Annotated in this window: 19 protein-coding genes; 2 read left to right on the top strand and 17 right to left on the bottom strand. The window is 45.7% G+C overall.

Annotated features, from left to right (window positions below; translation table 11 throughout):
* Positions 1 to 178: 178 nt before the first annotated feature.
* A complete protein-coding gene (locus tag T541_RS0108865) occupies positions 179 to 1,843 on the bottom strand; it encodes a flotillin family protein (protein ID WP_034466592.1) in 1,665 nt (554 codons plus the stop codon).
* Positions 1,844 to 2,183: 340 nt separating this feature from the next.
* Positions 2,184 to 2,477, bottom strand: a complete 294-nt coding sequence (locus T541_RS0108870; protein ID WP_026652390.1) for a hypothetical protein — start codon at positions 2,475 to 2,477, stop codon at positions 2,184 to 2,186.
* A gap of 601 nt (positions 2,478 to 3,078) precedes the next feature.
* On the opposite strand from T541_RS0108870, the gene T541_RS0108875 reads away from it, so the two are divergent.
* Complete coding sequence (locus T541_RS0108875) at positions 3,079 to 5,268, top strand: hypothetical protein (RefSeq protein ID WP_026652391.1); 2,190 nt, start codon at positions 3,079 to 3,081, stop codon at positions 5,266 to 5,268.
* A 14-nt stretch (positions 5,269 to 5,282) separates the two neighbouring features.
* A complete protein-coding gene (locus tag T541_RS0108880) occupies positions 5,283 to 6,278 on the top strand; it encodes a helix-turn-helix transcriptional regulator (RefSeq protein ID WP_026652392.1) in 996 nt (331 codons plus the stop codon).
* 544 nt (positions 6,279 to 6,822) lie between these two features.
* On the opposite strand, the gene T541_RS0108885 is transcribed toward T541_RS0108880, so the two are convergent.
* The 15 genes from T541_RS0108885 to T541_RS0108955 form a co-directional block, all read right to left on the bottom strand.
* On the bottom strand, positions 6,823 to 7,779 hold the full coding sequence (locus T541_RS0108885; RefSeq protein WP_026652393.1) for a hypothetical protein: 957 nt from the start codon (positions 7,777 to 7,779) through the stop codon (positions 6,823 to 6,825).
* Between the two features lie 399 nt (positions 7,780 to 8,178).
* Complete coding sequence (locus tag T541_RS0108890) at positions 8,179 to 9,402, bottom strand: lipopolysaccharide biosynthesis protein (protein WP_026652394.1); 1,224 nt, start codon at positions 9,400 to 9,402, stop codon at positions 8,179 to 8,181.
* Between the two features lie 156 nt (positions 9,403 to 9,558).
* Positions 9,559 to 10,500 (bottom strand): glycosyltransferase family 2 protein, encoded by a 942-nt coding sequence (locus T541_RS0108895; RefSeq protein ID WP_026652395.1) that lies wholly within the window; start codon positions 10,498 to 10,500, stop codon positions 9,559 to 9,561.
* A gap of 124 nt (positions 10,501 to 10,624) precedes the next feature.
* Positions 10,625 to 12,454 carry a DUF6044 family protein gene (locus tag T541_RS0108900; protein WP_026652397.1) on the bottom strand — a complete coding sequence of 610 codons (1,830 nt, stop codon included), beginning with the start codon at positions 12,452 to 12,454 and terminating at the stop codon, positions 10,625 to 10,627.
* Positions 12,455 to 12,528: 74 nt separating this feature from the next.
* A complete protein-coding gene (locus tag T541_RS0108905; RefSeq protein WP_026652398.1) occupies positions 12,529 to 13,548 on the bottom strand; it encodes a radical SAM/SPASM domain-containing protein in 1,020 nt (339 codons plus the stop codon).
* Positions 13,549 to 13,574: 26 nt separating this feature from the next.
* Positions 13,575 to 15,227 carry a hypothetical protein gene (locus tag T541_RS0108910; RefSeq protein WP_155839486.1) on the bottom strand — a complete coding sequence of 551 codons (1,653 nt, stop codon included), beginning with the start codon at positions 15,225 to 15,227 and terminating at the stop codon, positions 13,575 to 13,577.
* Positions 15,190 to 16,797: a glycosyltransferase family 39 protein gene (locus T541_RS0108915; protein ID WP_026652400.1), complete on the bottom strand. Its 1,608-nt coding sequence runs from the start codon at positions 16,795 to 16,797 to the stop codon at positions 15,190 to 15,192. Before T541_RS0108915 ends, T541_RS0108910 begins: the two co-directional genes overlap by 38 nt.
* A 26-nt stretch (positions 16,798 to 16,823) precedes the next feature.
* Entirely contained in the window at positions 16,824 to 18,059 is a 1,236-nt protein-coding gene (locus tag T541_RS0108920) for a glycosyltransferase 87 family protein (RefSeq protein WP_026652401.1), read from the bottom strand.
* A 24-nt stretch (positions 18,060 to 18,083) separates the two neighbouring features.
* Positions 18,084 to 19,232: a DegT/DnrJ/EryC1/StrS family aminotransferase gene (locus T541_RS0108925; RefSeq protein WP_026652402.1), complete on the bottom strand. Its 1,149-nt coding sequence runs from the start codon at positions 19,230 to 19,232 to the stop codon at positions 18,084 to 18,086.
* A 2-nt stretch (positions 19,233 to 19,234) separates the two neighbouring features.
* Positions 19,235 to 20,176 (bottom strand): glycosyltransferase family 2 protein, encoded by a 942-nt coding sequence (locus T541_RS0108930; protein WP_026652403.1) that lies wholly within the window; start codon positions 20,174 to 20,176, stop codon positions 19,235 to 19,237.
* Positions 20,177 to 20,223: 47 nt separating this feature from the next.
* Entirely contained in the window at positions 20,224 to 20,646 is a 423-nt protein-coding gene (locus T541_RS0108935) for a sugar 3,4-ketoisomerase (RefSeq protein WP_026652404.1), read from the bottom strand.
* Between the two features lie 10 nt (positions 20,647 to 20,656).
* Positions 20,657 to 22,183, bottom strand: a complete 1,527-nt coding sequence (locus tag T541_RS0108940) for a DUF6056 family protein (protein WP_026652406.1) — start codon at positions 22,181 to 22,183, stop codon at positions 20,657 to 20,659.
* Between the two features lie 4 nt (positions 22,184 to 22,187).
* Complete coding sequence (locus T541_RS0108945; RefSeq protein ID WP_026652407.1) at positions 22,188 to 23,294, bottom strand: NAD-dependent epimerase/dehydratase family protein; 1,107 nt, start codon at positions 23,292 to 23,294, stop codon at positions 22,188 to 22,190.
* A gap of 47 nt (positions 23,295 to 23,341) precedes the next feature.
* Complete coding sequence (locus tag T541_RS0108950) at positions 23,342 to 24,766, bottom strand: sugar transferase (protein ID WP_026652408.1); 1,425 nt, start codon at positions 24,764 to 24,766, stop codon at positions 23,342 to 23,344.
* Positions 24,767 to 25,138: 372 nt separating this feature from the next.
* Positions 25,139 to 26,542 (bottom strand): RNA-guided endonuclease InsQ/TnpB family protein, encoded by a 1,404-nt coding sequence (locus T541_RS0108955; protein WP_026652409.1) that lies wholly within the window; start codon positions 26,540 to 26,542, stop codon positions 25,139 to 25,141.
* Positions 26,543 to 26,556 lie beyond the last annotated feature (14 nt).

A 26,556-nucleotide genomic window follows, 5' to 3' on the forward strand; every position in this document is an offset into this window, starting at 1 on the left:
ATCCGCGCCACATATCCACAGCTTCCCCTCCCCATGTAAAAAGAGCTCCCCACACCCCTATAGATTATGAAGAGCTCCTTTGTTCTTTGCGTTTTATGAAATTGGCGGGGCTAGCTCTTTTGCCAGCCCCTATAGATTATTGATTATTGATAAAAATGTTTGCCGAGTATGTTTTCGATTACTTCTTGTCAGATGCAAGCTCTTTTACCTGACCAGCGTCAGCTGCGCTTGTATCCTTAGTTCCAGCAACTGTAACCTCTGGAACACCGCTGAAATTAACGTTCTTATTAACCTTAGCATCATAGGTGTTAGCCTTCATGATCTCAGCGAAATCAACGCCTGTAGCCTCTGACATTGTGTCAAATACCTGCTTCATAACGATAGGCATGTTTCCTGAAATTCTTGAAGCACCGCTCTCGCCAGCTTCGCCAGTCTCGTAAATGTTGATCTTGTCGATGGAAGAAAGAGGTTTTGCGATCTCTGCAGCCAGCTGAGGCATTACCTTGATCATCATCTCAGCCATTGCAGCGCCGTTGTACTTCTTATAAGCTTCTGCCTTCTTCTCCATTGCCTGAGCCTCTGCAAGACCTTTAGCTTCAAGGGCCTGCGCTTCAGCAATACCTCTAGCCTTGATTGCTTCAGCTTCTGCTTTACCTTTTGCAGCAATACCAGCGGCTTCTGCGTCGTACTTAGCTTTAATACCAGCTGCCATCTGCTCTGCAGCGTACTTCTCAGCTTCTGCCTTTGCTTTCTGAGCATCTGCTTCTCTTTCCTTCTCGTACTGATCAGCTTCAGCTCTTGCTTTTCTAGCATCAGCCTCACGCTCCTGCTCGTACTTAGCAGCTTCAGCTTTCTTCTGTCTCTGAAGAAGCTCTGCCTCAGCCTTTTTCTCAGCCTGATACTTTTCAGCATCAGCTTTTTTCTCAATCTCAGCAGCAAGTTCCTGCTGTTTTACGATAACTTCTTTCTGCTTAAGTTCTGCTTCGCGCTCTGCTCTAGCAATCTGAGCGTTTACAGTAGCTGTCTGGATTGATTTCTGCTGTTCCTGTGTCTGAATCTCGTAAGCAGCGTCAGCAACAGCGCTTGCTGTGTCGGCTTCTCTCTTAAGTTCTGCCTGCTTGATAGCAAGAGCGTTGTTTTTCTCAGCAATCTCTGTCTGTGCAATAACTCTAGCGTCGTTGGCAGCCTTGTCAGCCTCAGCCTTTGCAATAGCTACGTCTCTGTCGGCCTGTGCCTTTGCAATAGCAGCGTCCTTCTTGATCTTAGCGGTGTTGTCCATACCAAGGTCACTAATAAGGCCGTTCTCATCAGTAACGTTCTGGATGTTGCAAGAAAGGATCTCGATACCAAGCTTGTTCATGTCCTTTGAAGCCTTCTCCATAACCTGATCTGAGAAGCTGTCACGGTCTGTGTTAATGGTCTTAAGAGCAAGTGTACCAATGATCTCACGCATGTTACCCTGTAAAGAATCCTGAAGGTCCATTGTGATCTCTTCAGGTCTCTTGTTAAGGAAGTTCTTGGAAGCCAGCTGAATAGCTTCAGGAGTCTGACCAATACGAACCTTAGCAACAGCGTCAACATTAACGTTGATGAAATCGTTTGTAGGAACTGACTGCTCTGTCTTAATGTCAACAGTCATCTGTCCAAGATAAAGTTTATCGACTCTTTCAAAGAAAGGAATCTTAACACCAGCACGACCGATGAGGATACGTGGTTTCTTGCGAAGACCTGAAATAATGAAGGCTCTGTCTGGAGGAGCCTTTACATAACCGGCCACGATGACCATGATGATCACAAGGATCAGTGCGAAAATAGGTAAATAAGTTACAAAATCAAATAGCATAACGATGCCTCGCTTTCTCGGGGGTTACCCGTAGGGCGTTTGCGATAAGTAACTTTCCATTTTCTTGGTTGTGAAGGGGTTTGTTTTTTGAGAAAAAGAAAAGACCCTTATCGCAAACATTTAATTGTTGCGATAAAAGTCTTGCAGTCTCACTTGATACGGAAGATTAAAAATCTTCGGTTGACGGTTTCAAGACCACCATTTAAGGTGTTCCGCTACTCCCTTTTATCTTGTAAATGATATTACCACTTTGTATGTGGGGTGTCAATATATTCCTGAAATATTTTTTCAACCACAAGATGTTGTGGCTTGTTAAAAGAGCTTGTTATTGTCCTAGTGGTTATGATGGATTCTTAGCGTCTGATTCTCGAAGTTTCTTAATGCCTTCCAAAGCAGTTTTGTAGATGAGCGCCATGTGTCTGGAAGCAGGATCGTTCATGTCGCACTTGCTCTGCATGAGTTTGAAGTGCTGAACTGCCTCATCAATTACGGATTTAGAAATTACGTAGCCATCACAGTACAGAGTTCCAGTCTCTGCATCATAGCGTGATTCCTCGAACCTGGTCTTGGCATAATCGCCTGCGCCCATGCTTGCTGCCAACTGATTGATCAAATCACTTCTTGAATCTGCCATAGGTAATCTCCTTCCTTAATGTTGACGTGAATACACTTGTATAAGAATATTCTACTACTTCTGGACGGTTTATTGTTAGTGTTTATGCTAATTTAACAAAGATATTCTATGACTGTGATAGCGCAAAACACTTGGTAGATTCAAATTTTTATGACTTTATTGGAGGAAATTGGCCGATTTGGAGCATGTGCGGATAAGAATAATGATTCAGTACATTTTATCCGCAAGTTTTGGGCTTTAAAAATCAGGTTTTCGATGATGTTACGGATAAGATGTAATGAATCAAAAGGCCTTATCCGCAAATCTAATCTCAGACTATTTGTGCATATGATAAATTTGCGGATAAAAAATGATGAATCAATCTTCTTATCCGCAAGACTTTGTGAAAGCCCATTTTTTATTTAAAAACTTGCGGATAAAGTTACTGAATCATGATATTTTATCCGCAACCACAATTAGCCCACTATATGTTTGCGGATAAGAGTCAATGATTCATTATGTCTTATCCGCAAACATGCGCCAAACTCTTTAATATGCACGATAAATAGTATATAATAGGCATGTTTGAGGGAATTTTATTTCAGTGAAAGAGGACAAAGGTATGAATTGTGGTAATTGCGGAAAAGAGATTAAACCAGGGCAGAAATTCTGCGAATTCTGCGGGACTCCAGCCCCTGATGAAGATTTTGGAAAACCATACGATCCTAGAGCTGAGAGGCCAGCACATATGCAGCCTATGAATAACGGCCAGCCAATGCCAACTCAGGGCATGCCAAGTGCTACAGTCCAGAATGGACCAAGCATGCAGAACGTACCAGTTCAGAATGGACCTGTACAGAATGCACCAAATGGCATGAATCAGGCACAGAATAACAGTCAGACTGCACCAGGCATGAACCAGCCAGTAAACAACGGCCAGCCAATGCCTAATCAGCAAGTTAATGGGAATGTTGGCCAGCCTATGAATAACGCGGGTCAGCCAATGAACAACGGCCAGATGCCAAATGGCCAGCCACAGCGCATGCCAAACAGCCAGCCAACCAATGGCATGAACCAGCCAATGAACAATGGCCAGCCACAGCCAGCTCAAGGTATGCCAAACATACCAAATCGCCCACCATACATGCCAAACAACATGGCTCAGCAGCCAAAGAAGAAGGACAAGGTATGGCCAACGGTTCTTGCCATTATTATTGTAGCTCTTTTGATCGTGGGAATCGGCGTGGGAGCATTCGTAATGCTGGCTAAAAAGGCAACTGACCTGGCAAGCAACGACAATCCACCAATCACTCCAGCAACTCACGTAACTACAGAGGCTGAGGAGGAAGATAAGAACAGCGGCAGCGAGGATGAATCCACAGAGGAAGCAACTGCTGAGGACACAAGTTCACAGACTGCGCAGGTTTCCGAGGGTAAGACTCCTGAAGTCTACACAGGATCCCTTAACTACTTCACTGGTGATTGGATCACAGACTTGGGCGGCGGAATTTTCGTCAACCAGGCTGGAAACGTGAACACAGATATTATTGGCCACAGCTACGGTATTACATTTACTGCAGACTGCACTGAGGCCATGATTCTTGATACAACAACGGTTCAGTTCTTTTACCTTAATGCGGATCTTGCCATGATCGAGTTCGCGCCTGGAGCTACATGCTGCGATATCGCCCATGACGGCGGACATCTCTTCTATGTAATGCCTACAAACGACGATCACACCGAGGGTGACCTTTACCTGTTCGACACAAAGACAGGTGCCAGCGAGCTTGTGGACAAGAAGGTTGTTGCAAACTCACCTTGCATCTCTCCTGATGGAAAGACAGTTTCTTATGCCAAGAACAACTCAAAGGGTTACGCTGTCTACGTTGCAGGCTACAACCTTAAGACAACCCGCGTAACTGATGAGATTGCGGTTCCTTACACTGTTTCAAATGACGCAAAGATCGTTTACTACTGGGATTCCGAGAGTGAAGGTCTTTATAGATACGAAAGAGCTACCAAGACAAAGACTCTCATCTGCGAAGGCGAGATCAAGCACCACTACACCAACAAGTACTGCACAGAGATCATCGCAGTTACTGATAATGGCACATATTTCTGCAGCGACACCTTCGAAAATCCGCTAACAGTCTTTGAAGGCGAGTTCCACTCTATCTTTACAGATTACATGATCAACGATTATTCACAGTTTGGCGGCCTGCTCCTGGATGTTGAGGACATGTCAGATGTTCTGATTGCAAGCACCAACGGTAACGCATACATTCTGAACAAGCTTGGGGACGACTTCATCGACCTTCCAAGATCTCTTGTTCAGGTGGACACCATCCTTTTATGCGATACAGAGGGCACTTCATTTATCTACGCCGCTGACGGCAAGGTTTTCAGAGCTGATTCTGATGGAGATAGCTCTTTTACCGAGACTGTACTGGTGGATGACGTGTACGTGCGCGAGGTTCTTGGCAACTACAACGGCGAGGAAATCTGGTACGTGACCACAGACGGCGACCTGTACTACATGCCAATGGGCGGCACAGGCGAGCTCATCGAGAAGGGCATCGACGAATACAGCAGTGACGATAGCCACAACTTCGCATGGAGCGTGGACACAGGATATATGTACTACACCAAGGACGGCGTGCTTTTCCAGTGCTACAACAGCAGCGCCACAATCGAGCAGGTTATGACTGACGTCTTCGACCTGACCTATTCACAGTCCAAGGTTGTGTTCCTTAACCAGGACCTGACTGCCATTTATGTGATTTATTCTGACGGTGTTAAAAAGATCTTTTAACAAGGGGTAAGCCTATGCCAAAGGGACAAAATCAGAAGCTAAAGCTGTACTATCTGGCCAAGATCATGGTCCAGAAAACCGACGATTCACACTATCTCACCATGCCACAGATCAGGGAGCTGCTTGAAGAGCATGGCGTGACTGCAGACAGGAAGAGCCTTTACGATGACATGGAGGCGCTGAGGATCCTGGGAATCGACGTTATCGGTGAGCAGGTGGGAAAGAACTACTTCTATCACGTGGGCAGCAAGCACTTCGAGATCGCTGAGCTGAAGCTCCTGGTGGATTCTATCCAGGCTTCCAAGTTCATCACCGAGAAGAAGTCCAATGCTCTGATAAAAAAGCTTACGTCTTTGTCCAGTGAGTACGAGGCCAGCCAGCTGAAGAGGCAGGTGGTGGTTCAGGGCCGCATCAAGACCATGAACGAGAGTATTTACTATATCGTGGATGAGATTCATAACGCTATTTCGTCTAACAAGCAGATTGCGTTTGAGTATTTCAAGTGGAATACGGCAAAAGAGATGGTTCCCAGGAAGGAAGGTCTGTACGTGGCCAGTCCATGGGCGCTGACCTGGGATGATGAGAATTACTATCTGATCGCATATGACGAGGAAGCGCAGATAATCAAGCATTACCGCGTTGATAAGATGCGTAATATCAAGCTTTTGGAGGATATGCGGCTTGGTAAAGAGGCGTTTGAAGCGCTTGATATGGCGTCCTACTCCAGCATGAATTTTGGAATGTACGGCGGCGCAACCACGAAGGTTAAGCTTGCTTTTGATGATGAGATCGTGGGCGTTATGATCGACAGGTTCGGAAAAGATATTACGATTAGAAAGAGTTCTTTGAAAGAAGGATGGTCAGAGACCCACGTGGATGTGGCTTTGTCAGATCAGTTCTTCGGATGGATATTTGCGCTGGGATCTGGGGTTAAGATACTGGAGCCTTCGGAAGTGGTGGCGCAGTTCCGGAGGGAAATTGAAGCGCTGGGGAAGATGTATAAAAGCTGAGTTAGTAATGTCTCTGTGAGGCGTTGTGTGACGGTCCTTGGTTTGTAAGAAATAGTTTAGGACTAATGGAATATGGGATTATGAGATTATATTTGCGGATAGGATGTTGTAAATCAACAGTCTTATCCGCATATTTTTGTTGGTTTTTTTTGCTTGCAGATAAGAGCTCTATGATTCAGTATTTTTATCCGCAAGTTTTCAGTTTTAGAATTTAGCTTTTTGCTGACCTTGCGGATAAGAAGATTGATTCATTATATTTCTATCCGCAATTTTCATGTGAGCAATTCATTTTATGATTCAATTTGCGGATAAAATCACTCGCCTCATTACATCTTATCCGTAACATACTGAAAACCTAGTTCTAAACCCAAAAAGCTTGCGGATAAAATGTACTGAATCAACTTGTCTTATCCGTACATGCTCCAGAATGGCGTCGGACAAGTCACAATCCCTTGACATCGCGCAAAAAGAACCAAAGAGTTTGAATCTCTTTGGTTCTCAAATATCAAGTATTAGTATCTAATTCTAACTTAATTCCTATGCCTTATATTTTAAACTCCATTGGTCTAGGCTTATTTACAACTATGACCTTGGATGCCTCTAGGTTGCGGAGCACTAAGAGTCTTGCTTCGCCGGCGTACTCAGGCCTTATCATGTAGTGGCAGTAGGTATCAAGCAGTGAGAAGAGGTTGGCTGTGCGGCCTTCGATCTTGAAGTTGTTGATGCCCATTGGCACGTACTTCTCCCAGATCATCTCTGGAGAGATGTAGGTTGAGTAATCCTGGATTGTGTGAATGCAGTTCTTGTCGCCGTACTCACAGTGCCAAGGAATGATCGGAATGCGCTTCTCTGGTGGAAGCTCGCGGTTCTTAAGGATAATGCGCTGGTTCTTTGAAATGTTCTCGTAGTGACCCTTACGTCTCTCGCAATTAGGCACGCAGAGCGCGTTTACAAGGACCTCAATCTTCTCCTTGTGTCCGATATTCTCAAGAAGATCCCACTTGTTGTTCAAGTTATAATCAAGCACCACATAGGTGTAGTCCTTCTCAAGCTCGGCGTTGAGGGCATCCACGTCCTTGATCTCCTTGCAGGTTGTGGAATCAATCTTGTAGGACGGGTAATTCTCCCTGATGTACTGCTCCAGAATTGGCGAGAACACAAGAACCTGGTTCATGCCGTTGTCTCCCACCTTCAGGCAGTAGTTGCAGAACTTGTCAGTTAAATCTTCCTCTGTTAAAAGAGGATTCGTAAATGTGTAACGAACTGGCACGCCTTGGGCATTTATATTCTTAACGACGTTGCTGACAAAAGCCGCGTCGCACTGATCGTTGTTGGTAAGACGGCCGCCATTCCAAAGAGATAATGGAAAAGAGCCAAAGAATGAGGCAATCTCCACGCCTTCTCTGAAGTAGTGGGGGTACTTCTTGAGCATGCTGAGCCAGAACATGTTCAAAGGGTAATTGTACCTAAGCCCCGGTAAGTGAAAATAAACTTTATTCATGTAAACCTCCCAAGTACATCGTGTGTTGGCTACGCGGATGGTAGTGAAATTAGGACGAGTAAGTTTTGAGATAGCATTTGGCACTTGCTAACGCTCGCGCTACGTAAAAAACGTAGCAGTACTAAGTCGTCACAGAACGCCGACTAAGTACTGACGTTTTTTAAGTTTTGCTGCGTGTCAAACACCATCTCAAAACTTACTCTGTTTTACATAATCTTCAATATTCATTCGCTAGCGTAGAATTCACAGATGTAATTATATGTTCCTATTCTACTCTATTTGAGATAAGAAATCTCATTACTTAATGCTATTTATTTACTATTGTTTTATGTATATAAAAATCCTAGTGTCGGATAGCTTAATACAAGCCATAACACGACACTAGGACTATAAAAATCATCAATCAGCCTGCTTACTCTCCTTCTCCAGCGCGTTCATGCCAAATACCGCGGTAACGAGGAGCCTAATCAGGTTCACCACCACAAGTCCAACGGCCATTCCCATAAGGCCGAAGAAGTGTGTAGCAGGGATCAGCAGTACCAGGAATGTAGCTCCGTAGATAAGGTTGATCAGAAGCTGTGACTTCTCCTTAGTAAAGCTCAGGAGAATAACCATGAGGGATCCGGAAATGAAGTACAGGATCTGTCCCAGGTTAGCCAGGAAGAAGTATCCGCTGGCCTCCGCAAGCAGGTTCGGGTAAAAGAGCTTAACAAACACGTAGGACACAAACATGCAAACGCCGGCGCCGACGATAGACAGCGCAAGGGCTGCAAGGCACATCAGTGAAAAGATCCTACGTGTAAGCTTAATCTTGTAGTTGGTAAAATAGCTGATAATAATGCCGTTTAGCGGTGTTGTGAGCATCGCCACGATCTTGCCAATAAGGCTGGCGGTGTAAAAGATCGTAACGCTCCTTGAATCCACCATTGGATGAAGTATGATCTTGTCCGCATGAAGCGCCATGGCAGCCACAAGGTTAGAGGCTGAAATGGTCCACACAGACTTCATGTTAGCGTCAAAGCTATCAGAGCGAATCAGGAACGGAGCCTTGAAGATAGAACCCACAATGCAAGTAAACACAAGGCCTGCCAGCTCTCCCAAGAGAATGACCAGCACCCAGTTCTTTGTGAAATGGTACACGCCAAGACCTGCCACATAGCCCACAGCCACTGACAGGAAGAACAGGAAGTAGTTCACGAACTTAATGTTCATGCGGTATTCCACGTCCGCGTAGTATCTGAAGACCGTAGCGATCATCAGCACCAGCAACAGTGCGTAGTAGACAGGATTTAGTTCTTTTATGGACAAAAGAGCTATGAAGGTAACCACCGTGGAAATAGCCGCGATAATGAGAAGAAAGATGTTGTAGTCACCGTTAGTCTCAGTGCGGTCCTTCTTGGCCACCATACGAGAATAGCTGGCGGCAGTACCGAAGCCAGCTCCCATAATGGAAACTATTGAAATCAAATAAAGAACGGTGCCGAAGGCGGTCTCGCCCATAGCCTTGTTAAGGCTTGGGTAGATAACCAGCTGGAGGACACCGTTGTAGATAACCAGCGCAAGCACGCTGAGAATTAAATCCTTTGAAGCCTTAAGTGCCAGGCTCTTTTTGCTAGTGTTCATGGTAAATCCTTTTCTAATAATAATGCACGGAATCCGCTGCAATGCGGATTCTTGATGAAACAATATATTCATAATTGTTGATTTCTGTATCATTGCAGAAATCCACATTTATTCTCTAGATGATCAGAAAAATCCACAATCATTCTCTAGATAATATCAGGAATTATAGTCCGTCTCCTTGTGGCGCTGCAGCATGTTGAGCTGCATCTCGAACTCACGCCTGTTGTTCAGGGCCATTGTGGATAACAGTACTCCGGTAAAAAAGCTTTGGAATGCCGCGAGCATAGCGAAGCCGCATACGAACAAGGTTGGATATCTGTCAACTCGGCCTGTGATCCAATAATCATGGATAACAGGAATAACAAAGCCGATTGAAAGAGCTGCCAGAATTGCTGCTATTATAGTAAAGAAGCCAAATGGCTTGTAGCTACGATAGAGCTTTGCAATAGTCTTAAGAACCTTGAAGCCGTCAGCATAGGTATTAAGCTTACTCTCAGATCCCGCAGGTCTGTCTCTGTACTCGATAACTACGTTGTCGATCTGCATGTTGTTGTAAACCGCATGGATAGTCATCTCAGTCTCGATCTCGAATCCCTTTGAAAGAACCGGGAAGGTCTTAACGAATTCATAGCTGAAAGCTCTGTAGCCAGTCATGATGTCGCGGACGTTACAGCCAAAGAGCTTGTTGATGCTGCCGCGAACAAGGCTGTTTCCAAAATTGTGGAAAGGACGCTTATTTTCCTGGAAGTATGTGGATGAAAGTCTGTCACCAACTACCATGTCGGAGTTGTGGTTAAGGACAAGGTCCACCATCTCAGGCGCAGACTCCATTGGATAGGTGTCATCGCCGTCAACCATCACATATACAAGGGCATCGATCTCGCGGAACATACGGCGGATAACGTTTCCCTTACCCTGCATGTACTCGTTGCGCACAACGGCGCCCTCTGCCTCTGCGATCTCAACAGTTCTGTCCTTGGAATTGTTGTTATATACATAGATTGTGGCCTCTGGGAGCGCAGCCTTGGCGTCCCTGATAACCTTACCTATTGTAGCTTCTTCGTTATAGCATGGAATTAATACTGCAATTTTGTCCATTTTGATTCCTTCTCATTATTCATTATCTGTAGATAATCTACTAGAATTATCCACATTTATATTATTCATGACATTCAATCAGATAACAACTATCAATAATTCCGTGTTATCCATCCTGCATCCATCACTCAACAATCGTATACACATAGATTGTATACGGCGATCCGGCTCCGCTGTAGCTTCCAACAAGCTTAAGTCCAGCTTCTGCCGCATTAGATATCTCAATTCGTGAAAAGATATAACTACATCCCATCTCAGCCAGAGCTGCGGAATTGATGTAGATATCGTTGTCCGTCACACCAGTCATGCTCTTGGTTGGCATAACGATGGACAGATCAGTGCCGGAATACAGATAACATCTGGCACCCCACTCATCATAGTATAGCCTAGTGGGCTCCATCCTATCAAGAGCCGGCGCAATCACCTGACGGAACTGCTCCTTGTAGCTCTGTGGGTAGAATCCAAGATAGCCATCCAAAGTCCTGATACCGTTATATTCAAGAACTGCAGGGTGCATACCGTAGGCAACAGCCCATTCGTTCTGGTATTTCAAGTCATTCTTAATTGATGTAAAAAGATCTTTTGAATAAAATTCACCGTAGGTGAGCTCGTCCAGTTCGTTGCCCATGTTGCGCTTGATCTCGCCCTTAGCGGTGTTCAGCAGGTCGTTGTACCTGGTGGGCGTGGTAAGGACAATGAGAATAGCCTCCACCATCACGATGTATGGTAGGAAGGACAGGATTTTTTTCCACTTATGGGAAATGCCGTCCTTACCAAGGATGTAGTCAAAGAACCGCACCGCGAAGATGAAGAGCATCGCGCACCAGAGAAATGGGCTAAAAAAGATAGTCCTGTTAAACTGGAAGCCCTTAAGAGGCGGCAATATAGTTGCCACCAGCATGTTCATGCCCTTTGAATAGTAAAGGCCGTAAATCAGGGCGTTGAACACAAGAATCAAGAAGCACAGATTGTAAACGTCGTGGAAAATCCCCTTAAAATCGCGCTTCATCACATAGCGAACGTTGAGTTCCACCAGATAAGCCAGGCAGATAGGCATTACAAAGAACTTATGGCAGTCCTCCGCATGCATCATGCTGTTGACGAAGACGTCGAAGCTTTCCTTCATGATGCCGCCAAAGCCGTAGTAGGTCTGAACCATAGTCTCGCGGATGGTCTCAGTGTCAGAGAACAACATCATTCCAAAGAGCCTGTACTCGAAGGCCACGTTGCCTGCAGCAAGTATGAAAAGAGCTACAACCAAAGCCAGAGAAATACGCTTATCTCTGATAAAGAGCCAGATGATGGCCACAACTAAATATGCAAGAATGAAAAATCCAAAATATGAAAAATAAGAAACGAAAGGATAGGCAAAGACCAAAAGCTGCCATTTCCAGGTGTTCTTAAGGACTTCAGAAAGCTTGCTTCCTGGAGGCGCTGCTTTGTACACATTCCTAAGGAAATAGATGATAAGCGGAATGCTGGCAAATGCAATGCCGTAAGCTGGGAACACGTTGAGAACGCCGTAAAGAAGGCCGCCCAGTGAGGCGAAAGCCTTGATTCCAAGAGGAAGATCTTTTACGTCGCGGATCTGCCTTGCGTCCTTGATATAGTCGATCATAAGAAGTCTAAAAGAAATAACTGCAATAAGAATCTTGATGCCGTAGCCGTGGATGTAGGCTGCGTAAGGCCTCATCACCATGTACAGCACAGAATAAAGAGAAAACTCGCTGGGGAGCACATCCCTTGAAACGCCCCCAAGGAAAGGAGCGCTGACACCGTGGCTAAAGAAACTGCCGGTGTTACGGAGCATCGCGTACTGGGCGATGAAAAGATCCATGTTGTCATGCACAGCAACAAAGCTATCCTCTCCCACAATCATCATGAAAGCACAGGCTGCGATTGCAAAGAGAATAGCAAGACATAAGAATTTGTCGTTTTTGATACGTTTGATCATCTTATAATCTCGTTCCGATCTTTATTGCTATGATTTATCAGCATCTGAACGGTCAGAAGCTGGTATTTGCTGGATTACTTAATGTTATCGTCAGTGTTGTTCTTGTTACCGATCTTCATACGCTCGTGACCGCCAAGTCTGTTGGCTGCGTCCTGATCACCACGAAGAATTGCGTTAACGATCTGCATACGGAAACCAGCGTCGATGAAATCACAGTGCTTACAGAATGGATAGTTCTGACGGCCTTCTGCAATCTGTCTTCTAACCTGCTGGAACTTCTCAGAGCCCCATGCTTCCTTAAGTGACATCTTAGTAAGGTCGCCAAAGTCAGTCTTCTCGAAGTTATCGCAGCAGCAAAGACCCATCTTACCGTTAGGCATGATCCACATATCTGTGAATGGTAAAAGACATGTCTCCTTGATAACCTTCTCTGTAGCCTGCTTGTTAGGCGCACTTCCGGCGCGGTTTGTAAGAACCTCCTGAAGGTATCTCATCTGAATCTGGATGTCCAGATCCTTGAACTCCTCTGGATGAGCCTTTACATAATCGTAGAGCTCCTGAATGTTCTTGTGGAGCTTCATTTCCATAGAGTAGTTGTTGATAATAAGCTGATCGATGTAAGGAGCAACCTCTTTTACCTTATCGATATTGAGAATAAGGCCGTTTGTAGACATGAAGATAAAGCTGTCAGGAAGCTTCTCCCTGGCGTACTTGTGTCTCTCCACGATCTTAGTGTCCAGAAGTGGCTCGTTGTTGCCGTAGAGGGTAAGGTGACCCTTGTAACCCCAGTCAGCAAGCTGATCGATGATGTTCTTGTAAAGATCGTCGTCGATGATCATAAGAGGTCTGCACTCCGCATGAACGTTGGCTGTGCAGAAAGAACATGTTGAATTACATCTATTGATTGTCTCAATGTTGACAACGTTAGGCATTGGGACTTCCTTGGAATTAAGGAAATAATCGCAATAAGCCTTCTGTGACTTGCTACGTGTAACGAACTGTAATTTAAGGTAGGCATTACTTGCAAGCATTGGGAAGTGCTTTCTTGCAAACCATCCAAATTTTCCCATGAAACTATTGATTCTAATTGGCATAACTATTTCTCCTTGAAACTTGTATATTACTTAACTAGGTCCACGCGTTCATACAAATAGTACTCTTTGCTGAACCTGTAGATATCGATGTTATCATGTAGCACCAGCTCGTACCCTTCCACATCCGCCGGATCAAGCTGCTCACAGGACACCACGAAGTCCACCTTGCCCTCACGAATGAAGCCGTACTGAACCTCCAGAACCTCGTCCATATTTAAAGTCTGGGTCTGATAATAATAACACACCGGGTCCGCATTTGTCACAGTGTAAAGCCCCGTGTCGAAACCGTACATATTAAGCAGCTTCGGGTTGTTCACACCCTGGGAAGCTATGTAATCTCTGAACTTGAAGAGCCAGAGATCTTTCTTTTTAACACTCATGGTCCTGACGTTAACAGAGCAGCCAAGGATGATGGCAACGCTGATAGCCAGGGCGGTTAAAAGAACTAACACCGTCTTGGGGCCTGTTGGTGAAAAGAGCATTTGGCTTTCTCTTTTACCCCGAGCCCAGCCCATGAGCCTGTAGAGACCCTTCATGAGTTTGCCCACTGCCACAAGTCCAAACACCGCAAAGGCGTTGATTGGGAATGGGTAGTACATCAGCGTCACTCCGCCTGCGAAGATCACCAGGATCAGAAAGGTCAAAAGAGCTACTATATTAAGGTACTCGAAGACGCTGACCTCGATTAAAAAGCTATTTCTTTTTATCTGATTGAACTTATTCTCCTTGATGAATTTGGAAAATAAAGCCACAGTAAAGTATACAGCACCGACAAAAATAAGCAAGTAGCATATCGGATTACTGTACATATGATCTGTCATAATATCGTATATTGCAGCGAATCGTTCCAGTAAACTCAGGCTCTTTGAGTATTCAAAAATATTTTTGTACAAATAAACGTATGCCCAGCTGCCGATGGAACCATTAACGCCAAAATAGATAATTCCTGGCACTGTAGCGATAACCATGCCGAACAGGAAGACAAAGCAGCTGATAAATGCCTTAGCCACTGCTTTGGCGCCGATGAGGTCCGCGAAGAACACCATCATCATCCAGGCAAAGAAGAATCCCAGGGAGTTGAACTTGATGTGGAACACCACGCCAGCCAGGAAGCCGCCAAACAACACTGTTCCGTAGCTCATAGCCTCCGGATAGCCTTCCCTGAAGTACCTTAGAGACAGATACATTCCAAGGCAGATGCATGGGAACAGGAATTCTTCGGCACTTCCGCCCCACCAAAAACACAGGGATGAGTAAATCACCGCGCTGGACAGGGCCGTTCCGATGTATGGCAGATAACCCTTGCCCAGGTACAGGTTCAGGATCAGAAAGATGCTTAGAAGCGCCACGAAGGCCGCCAGCACCTCAAACACATACACGCCGATGAAGGTTGTAGGCGAAATCAACGATGCCACGCCGTAGATGGCGTACAGGATGTAGCCCTTCTGGTCGAACAGGTCGCGATAGGGCACCATGCCCCTGAACATGCTCCTTCCCATGGTGAAGTAGCTGTTGGCGTCGTCCCAGAGATTGAACGCGTACAGGAATGACGAGCGCGAGCACAGCGTTATTGTCAAAAGAGCTACGAAAAAGCACCACAGAACAGGCTGCTTCATGTTAAGCCTGTCGTCGGAGTATATATTAAGTTTTGATTTTTTGTTGCTTAGCCAATTGTCCAATTATTCTCTCCAATATTATCTGCATGCCCCTGGCGGCGAATGGCAGCCAGTACACGTAGTATCTCATGGTGTAGCGTGATGTGCCCTCCCAGAACTCGTGGAAGACCATGCCCCCGAAGATCAAGATCAGCAGTAGCATCTCCTCCTGAGAGATTCTCTTTTCCTTCAGGACCTTGGTCAGGTACACGAATACGCAGAAGTAACAAACCGTCATGAACACGTTCATGATCCAGCACAGAATCTGCGAGCCCTCTCCAAAGACAAGATATTCACAAGCCGCGGCCTGAAAGCCCTCTCTATCCACATGTCTGCTCACAAGATCCAGATTGTGTGTGGATATGCACACCGGGTCTGCCCACTGGGTCAGGAACTTGCGCAGCAGGAACCTTCCGCCGTGTAATGGTCTTGTGATAAAAGAGCTAACATTTTCCTTGATGTTCTCAAGAGCCAGCGCTGAAGCTTCTTCTGAGTTGTAGTCATTGAAAGTTCCATAAATAGTGTAGTGGTAGCCGTTGTACCAGCCATCCTCCAACTCGCTCTCCTGAAGGCCCATGGCAACCCAAGAAAGCTTTGGAAAGCCTGATGGAATCTCGCTAAGGCCAGTCACGGACTTGTAGTAGGTATTCACTGCGAAGCCCTGAAGCTTAACGCAGGCTACTAGCAGGATTACAATTATGATGCGCTCAAGAGCGCGCTTCCAGGTTGGAGCCGTGAGTCTGCTTGGCTGGAATAATTTAGTCTTATTTGCATCCGCAGGTCGCATAATCGAGAACAATATCATCATGCACATAGCAATCAGTGCTATCTGGCAGTTGGTCTTCAGCATTACTGCCAGTGAAATAGACAGCGCAGCTCCAATCATGTAGTCTCTTCTATCACGCTTTATATACATAAGTGTCAAGTAAAGCGCCAAGGTCTGAGGGCCCATGCTGAGGATATCGCCGTAAATGTAAGTCACATAATTATAGAAGAACAGCATGCCTAGGGACATCAAGGCCATAATGCTGCATATTGCTTTGCGCTCGAAAAGTTCCCAAGTAATCTTGTATAAAAATGCCACGGTTACCAGGATAGAAATCAATTGCAAAAGATCCCAAGCCAGGTAATTGCCTGCGCCAAATATGCTAGTCATAATCTGGCCAAAAGCTACGTAGCCCAGCTGAAATGGGAAGAAGAAAAGATATCCACCCTTTTCAGTCAGCGCGGAATAATTACCACTCATAAACTCGTTGATGCAATTGTCCAATGTCTTTGAGTCATTAACTGGCAGTGGAGTGATCACAAGGATCAGCATCAAGCAGTAAGCTATCACAAAGCCATAGCTAAGCAGCTTGTAACCATCTGCCTTAGTTGTAAGAAGGTTTCTTTTGTAAAGTAATACAAAAACCACAAAAACTGCCGCCGTAAATAAGAGCAGCAGTGGTATATTCTCTCTTGTGTATTGTGGCCAGTCCACATCGTAGTGCATGTCGTAGTAAATCGTGGTCACAACGCTTGTGGCCAGCACCAGGAACGATGCCAGTGCCAGACAGAACACTATTATTAAATTGAATATGTTTCTTGCTTTCAAGTGCACTGTCTCCTAATCGTTATTTTTTAATCCCTACGTTTCGCAGCCAGGATCCCCAGCACATCTACAGTAATCCAGAAGTAAGCCACAGCGTAGGCGAAGGTCACGATGTACATAGGAATGATATCTGCGCGGAACAGAGCGCGGCCGTAGCAAGCCAGTGAACACAGATTAACCAGAATCATAGGCCATATAATCTGCTTTCTACTAAGAATTGCGTAAGGAGTCAGGATCAAAAGCACCGCGTAGTCATATCTTTCGTGCATACCAGGAAGGAGCATCAGGCAGGTCATGCCGACCCAGATTGCCAGGTACACCACCATGCTTCTATCCATGGCATCGCGGTATCTGTAGCAAACAAATGCGATAAACACAAGCACTACCAACAGCAGCAGTATTGCAGCCTTGGACAGCAGTGCATCGTAGTCGTCAAAGCCCCAGTTATAAAGGTTAGGGAAATAAGAAACCATGCCGTAGCCCTCACTGGAGAGCTCGCCAGCCTGATCAAAGTAAGCCAGGTAAGTAGCCCTGATCCCGTGACGGCACAGAACCTCCGGCAGACCAGCAATCAGATAGATTGCCGGAATCCACAGGAATTCCAGTATGCTAAAGCTCTTTTTATCGCTATCGTCCTTGCTGACCTTGGAATATGTAGCGTAGCCCTCAGTCAGGTACAAGATCACAAGAATTGGTAAAAAGATAATTGCCTGAAGCTTGAAGGCGAATGCAATGCCGTAGAAGACAAAGGCCCAGCGATAATTCTCTTTTAACAGATGGTAAAGTGAGATCACCAGGAAACATGTGTAGACTGCGTCGACCTGCTTCCACAGCGCGCCGTTGAACACAACGAAGGGCAGGAATAATGTGAGAATTCCCGCAAACACAGAGTGGTGGCGGCGTCCCGTCAGCAGATAAAAGATCTTGTAAATAAAGAAGGCAGATATTGCCTCGAAAATGCCAGGAATAATGCCCAGTGGAAGCCATGGCTCCACTGGAAGAAGGCTGCAAAGCCAATAAATGATATTGAAAGGAACATAGTAGTCCCCGGGTGCGGACTCAAGCCCCTTCACAAGTCCGTACTGCCTGTAGTGTTCCACCCAGGCCTTGTAGTAGGTCTCGTAATCAGGGGAAAGATCTGTGTTTGGTAGCAAGCTGACTCTGATAAACACCGCAGCCGCCAGAACCACGACCATGCAAAGCTCGAAGAAATACTTGTTTATTAAGTTCCTAAGTCCTTTATCAATTGCAAGCTTCTTGCCCATGGGGCCTCCTGTTCTTGATAGAAATCAGATTCTAAATGCATTCACACATTCAATTACACGATCCTGCTCTTCCTTGGTCATGCCAGTGTAGATAGGAAGAGAGATTACTTCATTTGCGTAGCTCTCTGTAATAGGAAGTGCGCCCTTCTTGTGGCCAAGGTACTCATAGGCCTCTGAAAGGTGTGGAGGAATTGGGTAGTGGATCAGAGTCATCACGCCGTTTTCCTCAAGATAAGTCTTGAACTTATCACGTGTGTTAGGCTCGCCGCCAGTAGTTACACTATCTTTAGCACCTCCCTCAGTTGGAACTCTAAGAACGTACTGGTGCCAAACGCTTGTAGCGCCGTCGCGAACGGAAGGCTTGATAACAAGAGGATTGTTGATGTGCTCAGCATAGTAAGCGCCCAGCTGCTCTCTCTCCTTAGTGATGTCCTCCATGTGAGTGAGCTTAACTCGAAGGAGTCCAGCCTGGAGCTCATCAAGTCTTGAGTTAGCGCCCACAACCATGTTGTAGTAACGTTTCTCGCTACCGTAGTTACGGTAAATCTTCATAAGGCGCGCAAGCTCTGGATCGTTAGTTGTGATAGCGCCTGCATCACCGTAAGCACCCATGTTCTTTGATGGATAGAATGAGAAACATCCGATATCACCAAAGCTTCCAGACATCTGGCCATTGAATAAAGAACCATGAGACTGAGCGCAGTCCTCAACAAGCTTTAAGTTGTGCTTCTTGCAGATTTCCTGAATCTTAGCCATGTTGGCGGTCTGACCATAGAGGTGAACCACAAGAATAGCCTTGGTCTTATCATTTATTTTCTCTTCAATCTTGTCAGCGTCGATCTGGTAGTACTCATCAGGCTCCACGAACACTGGAGTTGCGTCGTTGATGGTGATTCCCATTACGCTGGCGATGTATGTGTTGCCCTGAACGATGACCTCGTCACCCTTGCCGATTCCAAGAACCTTGAAAGCAAGCCACAGCGCATCAAGACCGCTGGCAAGACCAACGCTGTACTTGGTGCCAACGTACTTAGCAAACTCTTCCTCGAAGGCCTCAACCTCTTTTCCCAGAATGTACCATCCTGAGCGAAGAACCGCGATTGCCTTGTCCTCGTATTCCTTCTGATATCTCTCAAAACCGCGGTCCATGCGGCCCTGCATTATCTTTTCCATAATTACTTCTCCTCTTTATCCTCAGCTCTGTGCACTTCATCAATGATAAATGGCGGGCGATTTCTTGATTCCTCAAGTGCTCTCCAGATGTACTCACCCAGCATTGATAACATTATGAAAAGAGCTCCAAATCCAAATAACAGCACTGTCATAATTGACGCATAACCCACGTGCGCCTCTGGGTTCAACACCTTTTCCCTGATAGTCAGGATGATTCCAACCAAAGACATAAGTGAGAAAATTGAGCCAAGTGTAGCCATGCACCTGATTGGGAAATATGAAAAGCTCATCATTGAATCCACAACAAGCTTAACCTTCTTGCCCAGTGTCCATCTGCCCTTGCCCACCTCGCGGTCCTTGCGGTGGAAGTAGATCTTCTCTGTCTTGAAGCCCACCCACATAACCTGCAGGGTCAGGGAGGAGTTCTTTTCATCCATCATCTTGAGAACCTCGATGGCCTTACGATCTACAAGGTAGCAGTCGCAGCCGCCCTGTGGCATGTCCTTGTTGATGGTCTTGCGCACCAGGAAGTAGTAGCAGCCTGCAAAGAACTTGGTGATTGGATTCTCGTCGCGGGACTCACGGATGGCCAGAACCACCTTGTTTCCTCGCTTCCAGCTCTCGTACATCTCCAGAATCAGCGTAGAATCCTCCTGAAGATCCGCCTGCTTAGTCACTGCGCAGTCGCCGGTGCAAACAGAAAGACCAGCCAGAATCGCAGCGTGCTCGCCGAAGTTCCTGGACAACTTGGTTGCCACAACGTGTGGATCCTGAGCCGCTATCTTATTGATAATCTCCCAGGAATTGTCCCCTGAACCGTCGTCCACAAAGACAATCTCGTAATCGTCCAGCTTAGGCAGGACCTTCTCCTTCATATCCTCGTACAAAAGCTCCAGCGTGTCTGAATTCCAGTACACTGGCACAACAATTGAAATTTTACTCATGATTTTCCCTTATCTTATAATCTATTTCGCCGCCGAACTGCAATTGTTCAGCCGTTCTGATTGATTTCCTTAATGAACTCATCATAGTCCCTGATGTACTCGCCATCAATATAGTGCTCACTTGCCAGCACCAAAAGAACTGAATCAGGTGAGAAATCGTACATCTCCTTCCACACCATAGGCGCCAGATACAGTCCCATTCTAGGTTTGTCCAGAACCACAACCTCCTTGGTCTTGCCGTCGTCCACCAGCACCTTGCTGCTGCCACTAACATTGATCAGCACGAACTTTGTGTACCTGTTGGCGTGGTTACCCCTCTTGATATCTGGGTCTGAGCCATACATGTAAAAGACCCTTCTAATATCGAAAGGAACGTCGAATCCGGAACCTTCCGCAACCACTAGATTGCCCCTTTCATCGCCAAATTCCTTAAATTCCAAAACTTTGTATTTGCAATTTGATACGTCCATATTGCCCCTTTCAGTCCGAAACAAGTTTCACAGACTCTTTATTATAATATGTTGCCGTTGCTTTGTTAACCCACTCTTCCGGATCCCTGGTAATGTCAGTGTAGAAGAGAAGTTCCGGCTGCGCAGTGTGCTGCTTAAGCTCCGCATCCTTGATGCTGTCGTCCTCAAGGACCTCCAGGCGCTCCACGTTCTCAGCTTTGTAGGTTGCTGCCTCTCCGCTTGTGAGCGAATACAACGCAGATGTGCCGGTCAAGTACCGTGGATTCACGTAAACCGACAGCAGCATTCCGATGAACAGCATTCCCAGCAGCGAGTTAGCCATGAATACAAAGATCTGATTTCTTGCATCCTTGTCAACAGCCGTAGCTCTGCCCTTTCGGATGGTCTGGCAGATCCAAATGGTGATGTAATGTACCAAAAGAGCTGACAACAAAATGAACTGCACGTAAATAATAGCTTCCATGCGGCCTGCTTCAAAATTGCCTGTAGCATATAACGGTGGTGTAATGTTTGCCGCAGACATCAAAAGCACAAACAGACTGAACAAGAATGGGTGTCTAAATCTCACCTTAAGTCCTGATGAGAATCTTGCGCTTATAAGTGCTATGAAAAGCAGCAATATCAACACTTCCCATCTCACCCATTCGTTGATGCACAGGTCAAATACGTGATACACGGATCTGAAGATTGCAACCAACGGATTGATGGAGTCTACGCTGGCCCCACGGACCTTGTTTCCAGGCGCCACGGCGGATACCACCAGTCCCAATATATTGCAGATAGCAGGGAAAAGGACTTCAATCCTAACCTTAAAGGAAAGAATTGGCTCTTTTGTCCTATCATGAACACCAGCAATGATGAGGCCCACCGACACGATTGCAAGACAAAGCGCAGTCATGTAGTTGGCTCCCCCAAGAAGAAATCCCAAAAGGCTCACAGCAACTAGGCGTGCGATACGCTTAGGCTTCTTAGACTCGTCCCCTGCTCCAGTGAACAGATTGAAGATCACCCCAAGCCACAAAAGACCTAGCCCGAACATGAACATATAGTTAATGGCACCACTGTACCAATAGAAAGCTTCCGCTCTTATGCCGCCATTTGGCATGCTGTTGATCATGATCAGCAGCACAATCACAGCCACCGCCTTGGCAAACTCAAGACTGAATCCGTAAACCTTCACGAACAGTGCTTTGAAGAACACCATTACGCCTGCAGTCAGCATGGTCAGCATGATAAGGCTTGTGAGCCAGTACCAGCCTTCGCCGAAGATGCTTGGGCACATGGCTGTCAGGGCCGATGAAAAGAAATAGCCAATCCAGTTCATGTAGTACCAACCGCCCATATAGATGGCATAACCCAGCGCTGCCAGCACACTGCCTGACTCCTGGAACTTCACATGAGTCTCATAGGCCATTGACAGGTCATCCGCCGACGGCCAGTTGAAGAACCCCAGAATTACCATAGGAATCACACTGCACAGAAAGAACGCCACCAGGCCGATATTCATTTTTTTGAGAAGAGTTGATTTGTCGTTCATGTGCTCATCCATAGTACTGTTTGTACCACTCGGCAAATTTTCTAAGTCCGTCCCTGAGCGGTGTGTCAGGTTTAAATCCAAAATCTTCCTGAAGCGCCGTTACATCAGCGTATGTGATCTCCACATCTCCAGGCTGCATAGGAACTAACTCCTTGTGTGCCTCGAAATCGTAATCCTCAGGCAGCACCTTGGCTCTGATAAGCTCCTGCTGCAGAATATCCACAAAATCCAGCAAATTCACAGGATCATTGTTACCAATGTTGTAGACCTTGTACTTAACACCATTCTCGTTTTCATCAGGTGCCTTCTGCATTACGCCGATCACACCCTCAACAATATCGTCAACAAACGTAAAGTCACGCTTGCAATTACCATAGTTAAAGATCTTAATTGTCTCGCCCTTTACAAGCTTGTTAGTAAATCCAAAGTAGGCCATATCTGGTCTTCCAGCTGGTCCATACACTGTAAAGAAGCGAAGACCTGTGCTTGGAATTCCATAGAGCTTGGAATATGAGTGTGCAAGCAGCTCATTGGACTTCTTAGTCGCCGCATACAGTGAAACTGGGTTATCTACCTTGTCCTCAACACTGTATGGAATCTTCTTGTTGCTGCCGTAAACACTAGAACTTGAAGCATATACCAAGTGCTGAACGCCCTTGTACTGGCCATCACCAGAATCGCCAGCACATCCACAACCACCATTATCTGCTCCACCACATTCATCATATGAATGCCTGCACGCTTCAAGAATATTGTAGAATCCAATAATATTAGACTCAATGTAGGCATCAGGATTCTCAATTGAATATCTAACTCCCGCCTGAGCAGCCAAATTCACTACAACTTCAGGTTTGAAATCATCAAATATCTTAGTAATCAACGCCTTATCAGCGATACTTCCCTCGATTAGCTCGAAGTTATCGCTTACGAGATGGGTTAATCTATCCTTCTTGATTCCCACATCGTAGTAATCATTCATGTTGTCAATGCCCAGAATCTTGCAGTCCTTGTACCTCTTAATCAATTCCATACAGAGATTAGATCCAATAAATCCTGCAGCTCCTGTCACCAATATTCTCTTATTACTTAAATCAATATTCTTTTCTAACATAACTACTTCCTTACTATCATTTCTTATCCGCAGCACGTCACCCCGCGTCACTTCGCCCCTTTTCCGAACAGCACAACTCCCACAGTACTCAGCAGAATCTTGAAATCCTCCGTCAGTGACCAGTTGTCGATGTACTTAAGATCAAGCTTAACCACCTCATCGAAATCCTGGATATCACTGCGGCCGCTGATCTGCCAAAGCCCAGTAAGCCCTGGAGTCATGGACAAACGACGGCGATAATGCTCGTTGTACTGCTTAAACTCTGCTTCTGTCGGCGGACGTGTGCCCACAAGACTCATGTCCCCCTTAAGAACATTGAGGAACTGCGGAAACTCATCAAGACTAGTCTTCCTGATAAACTTGCCCACCTTCGTAACGCGTGGATCGTCCTCCATCTTGAACATCAGGCCATTCATCTCGTTCTGCCCCTGCAGATCCTTGAGCCTCTCCTCCGCGTCGATATACATAGAACGGAACTTGTATATCTTGAAACGCCTTCCGTTCTTACCAATCCTCACCTGTGAAAAGAAAACCGGCCCCTTGGAATCCAGCTTAATCGCTGGCGCCAGGAACAACGTAATAATCCCAGTCAGCACCAGACCTACAATTGCGCCGATGATATCTACAAGCCTCTTGATAATCAGCCTCTTGTAGCTTGAGTGGAACATGGAATACGTAATAACCGTGTAATTCATGTAGTTATCCACACTTGTGGTAGCCTTGCCCACATCCGGCAGCTCCAGATTGTAGTGTGTGGTAACGCCCATCTCCTCGAACCCGCAGATGATGTCCTCCATCTCCCTCTGAGGAATATTGGGCGTATTGATGAACACCTCATCGAAAGGATCAGTGATCAAGCGCTCTGTGAGATTCTCGATTCCGTAATGCACGTGTACACCGTCGATATCCCATGTGTCACCAGCGCCTGCATGCCCGTCAACGCAGTAGGCTCTCACAACCCTCAGCCCCACGAACTTCCCAGCCTTCTGTAGCTTTTTTACCGTTTCCTCCAATAGCGCCCTCTCAGCCACTACCACCACACGAACCGCATTAGAATCGCTGGAAATATGTCTGCGATAGATCTTTTTAAAAATAATCCTGACAATGTAGGTAAGGACAACGTCCATCCAAATGTAGTTGACGATAACGTATCTGGACAGGATGTTGACCCATTTCAGGAAATAAACAACCGAGATGGAGCCGATGATGACAACCGCCACGAATCGAACCACCGACAAGAATTCAATGATATAGCCGCGCACCAGGAAATCCCTGTTCCAGTCGGCCATAAGAGAATAAACAGTACAAAAAAGCAGGAAAACTACGCACACCATGTAGTGCTGCGTCTTGTCTCCCCAGTCATTACGATTATTGTATCTAAGCCAAGTGGCAAAGCCATAGGTCGCGATAATGCAGACCATGTCTATGAACCACAGCATATATGTTTGTAAAGTTCTGTATTTTCCGCTCATACTCCCTCGCATGCACATAATTAATCACCTTATATTATATCAAATCCCTGTAAATAAGCAATTTGAGGGAGGATTCTCTTGACACACTCCGCGAATCAATATATTCTTGAGTCAAGAAATGGGTTTATTACTGGGTAGGGCCTCGGCCTGAAAGGACTTGCTCGTTTCTTTTTTGTTTCTACCATTGGATCACACAACCATGTTCTCAATAATCAAAAAGTAATACATTGACATCTACCGCCATTGGAATTATTATAAAGTCAAGAAATGGTTTTTTTACTGAGTAAAGTCTTCGGACTGGAAAAGGTCGCTCGTTTCTTTTTTTATGTTCATGAACTACCCTCACCGACTCCACGTCGGAAAGGGTTTCTGTTATGCCGCAGAGCGGCATGACCCCGCACGATGCTCTATGCATCCTGCAGAACAGGGCATGTCCACTATGCCCCTATCCCATTGGCTTACCTTTGGGAATACTTTCCTTAAGATGTTTGCAGCTCCATTTATGTCTGCATTTGTTATTGTACCATCGTAGTGCCTGTAAAGTCCTCTCTGTATCCTCTTTCCTGAGAAAAAGTAGTTTCCTGAACTGTTCTTTTTATACACAGGGATATAGTCTTTTGCAAGAAAGTCTGCCTTTGACGTGTAGCTTTCTTCTGTGAGGACAAACCTTATACCATATTCAGCAAGTTTGTATCTGAGCATGTCTGCAAATATCAGCATTGGTATCTGCACAAAGTTCTGGTTATTGACATGTCCTATACCTATTTTCTGTTTCTGGTATGTATTATGACCCATCACTACTACATCTACATGGTTATCCCTTGCATAGTCTGCAAGCTGTCTGCTCACCTTATGGAACTGATCCTTTATCCTTCTGTTCCTCTTTTCAGTAAGAGCATTCATCTTTCTTGTCCTGTACCTCTTGTTACATGTCATGGCACAAGAAGAAAGTCTTTTCATCTCTTTGTTGTAAAGCTGGTTGATTGATTTGATCACCCCTCCCTTTATCACAAATGGCCTTGCACCAAAAGTGTTTGCTACAGCAGCTATGTTGTCTGTTCCCGGATCGATTGCCATTACCCTCAAGCCCTTCAGATCTGATACGTCCGAAAGGTCAGAGAGGATATCCTTATCAACCGCAGGAACTATCCCTTTATCAGGCACCGAAAGGACCACATCCAGGACAAAACTGTTTCCGCCGGGCTTTATACGTACTTCCTTAAGGCACACTTCTTCCGAGAGCTGGCCAAGAGACAGCTGATCCTTTGTACCGGGAAGCTTAAGATACCCATCCTTGATCCTGCATATCTGATTAGTCAGGACAGCTGTCTTGAATGAGCCCTGTGACATATATCCCGGCATCTTTGGGCGTCCTGTGAAAGCTACAGGATTCCTGCCATATACTTTTACAGCCTCAAAGAATGACTTATAGTCCCTGAGAAGAAGTTTCAATATCTGCTGATTAGCCTGTGATGGAAGGGCATAGTATGCCTTATCCCTTGTAACCTTTAGCAGATGATCAAGGGCATTATATGAGAGCCACTTGCTGTCACCAAGATATTTAGTCCCCAAAAGACTATCTCTTACGAGCCTGTAAACCATCATCTGATTTGGGAAAAGAGGCTTGAACTCAGCCATTGAATCAACTGATGACGAATACTGCCTTAAGATGAAATTTGCCCTGTTGTACAGAATGGCTGATGATCTGCAGATATCCCTGCAATAGTCATAGAGTATGTGGTTGTTGCTTATCCTGTATTGCCTTGTTCTGTACACGGTTGTAAATTCCT

It is taken from the genome of Butyrivibrio proteoclasticus P6B7 (assembly GCF_000622085.1).
In the GTDB taxonomy this organism is placed as follows: domain Bacteria; phylum Bacillota; class Clostridia; order Lachnospirales; family Lachnospiraceae; genus Butyrivibrio; species Butyrivibrio proteoclasticus_A.

Coding starts and splice junctions, on each gene's coding strand:
- T541_RS0108905 (WP_026652398.1), bottom strand. CDS start 13,548: ATGCCAATTAGAATCAATAGTTTCATGGGAAAATTTGGATGGTTTGCA.
- T541_RS0108925 (WP_026652402.1), bottom strand. CDS start 19,232: ATGGAAAAGATAATGCAGGGCCGCATGGACCGCGGTTTTGAGAGATAT.
- T541_RS0108895 (WP_026652395.1), bottom strand. CDS start 10,500: ATGGACAAAATTGCAGTATTAATTCCATGCTATAACGAAGAAGCTACA.
- T541_RS0108870 (WP_026652390.1), bottom strand. CDS start 2,477: ATGGCAGATTCAAGAAGTGATTTGATCAATCAGTTGGCAGCAAGCATG.
- T541_RS0108865 (WP_034466592.1), bottom strand. CDS start 1,843: ATGCTATTTGATTTTGTAACTTATTTACCTATTTTCGCACTGATCCTT.
- T541_RS0108920 (WP_026652401.1), bottom strand. CDS start 18,059: ATGGGCAAGAAGCTTGCAATTGATAAAGGACTTAGGAACTTAATAAAC.
- T541_RS0108930 (WP_026652403.1), bottom strand. CDS start 20,176: ATGAGTAAAATTTCAATTGTTGTGCCAGTGTACTGGAATTCAGACACG.
- T541_RS0108875 (WP_026652391.1), top strand. CDS start 3,079: ATGAATTGTGGTAATTGCGGAAAAGAGATTAAACCAGGGCAGAAATTC.
- T541_RS0108945 (WP_026652407.1), bottom strand. CDS start 23,294: ATGTTAGAAAAGAATATTGATTTAAGTAATAAGAGAATATTGGTGACA.
- T541_RS0108900 (WP_026652397.1), bottom strand. CDS start 12,454: ATGATCAAACGTATCAAAAACGACAAATTCTTATGTCTTGCTATTCTC.
- T541_RS0108940 (WP_026652406.1), bottom strand. CDS start 22,183: ATGAACGACAAATCAACTCTTCTCAAAAAAATGAATATCGGCCTGGTG.
- T541_RS0108890 (WP_026652394.1), bottom strand. CDS start 9,402: ATGAACACTAGCAAAAAGAGCCTGGCACTTAAGGCTTCAAAGGATTTA.
- T541_RS0108950 (WP_026652408.1), bottom strand. CDS start 24,766: ATGAGCGGAAAATACAGAACTTTACAAACATATATGCTGTGGTTCATA.
- T541_RS0108885 (WP_026652393.1), bottom strand. CDS start 7,779: ATGAATAAAGTTTATTTTCACTTACCGGGGCTTAGGTACAATTACCCT.
- T541_RS0108880 (WP_026652392.1), top strand. CDS start 5,283: ATGCCAAAGGGACAAAATCAGAAGCTAAAGCTGTACTATCTGGCCAAG.
- T541_RS0108935 (WP_026652404.1), bottom strand. CDS start 20,646: ATGGACGTATCAAATTGCAAATACAAAGTTTTGGAATTTAAGGAATTT.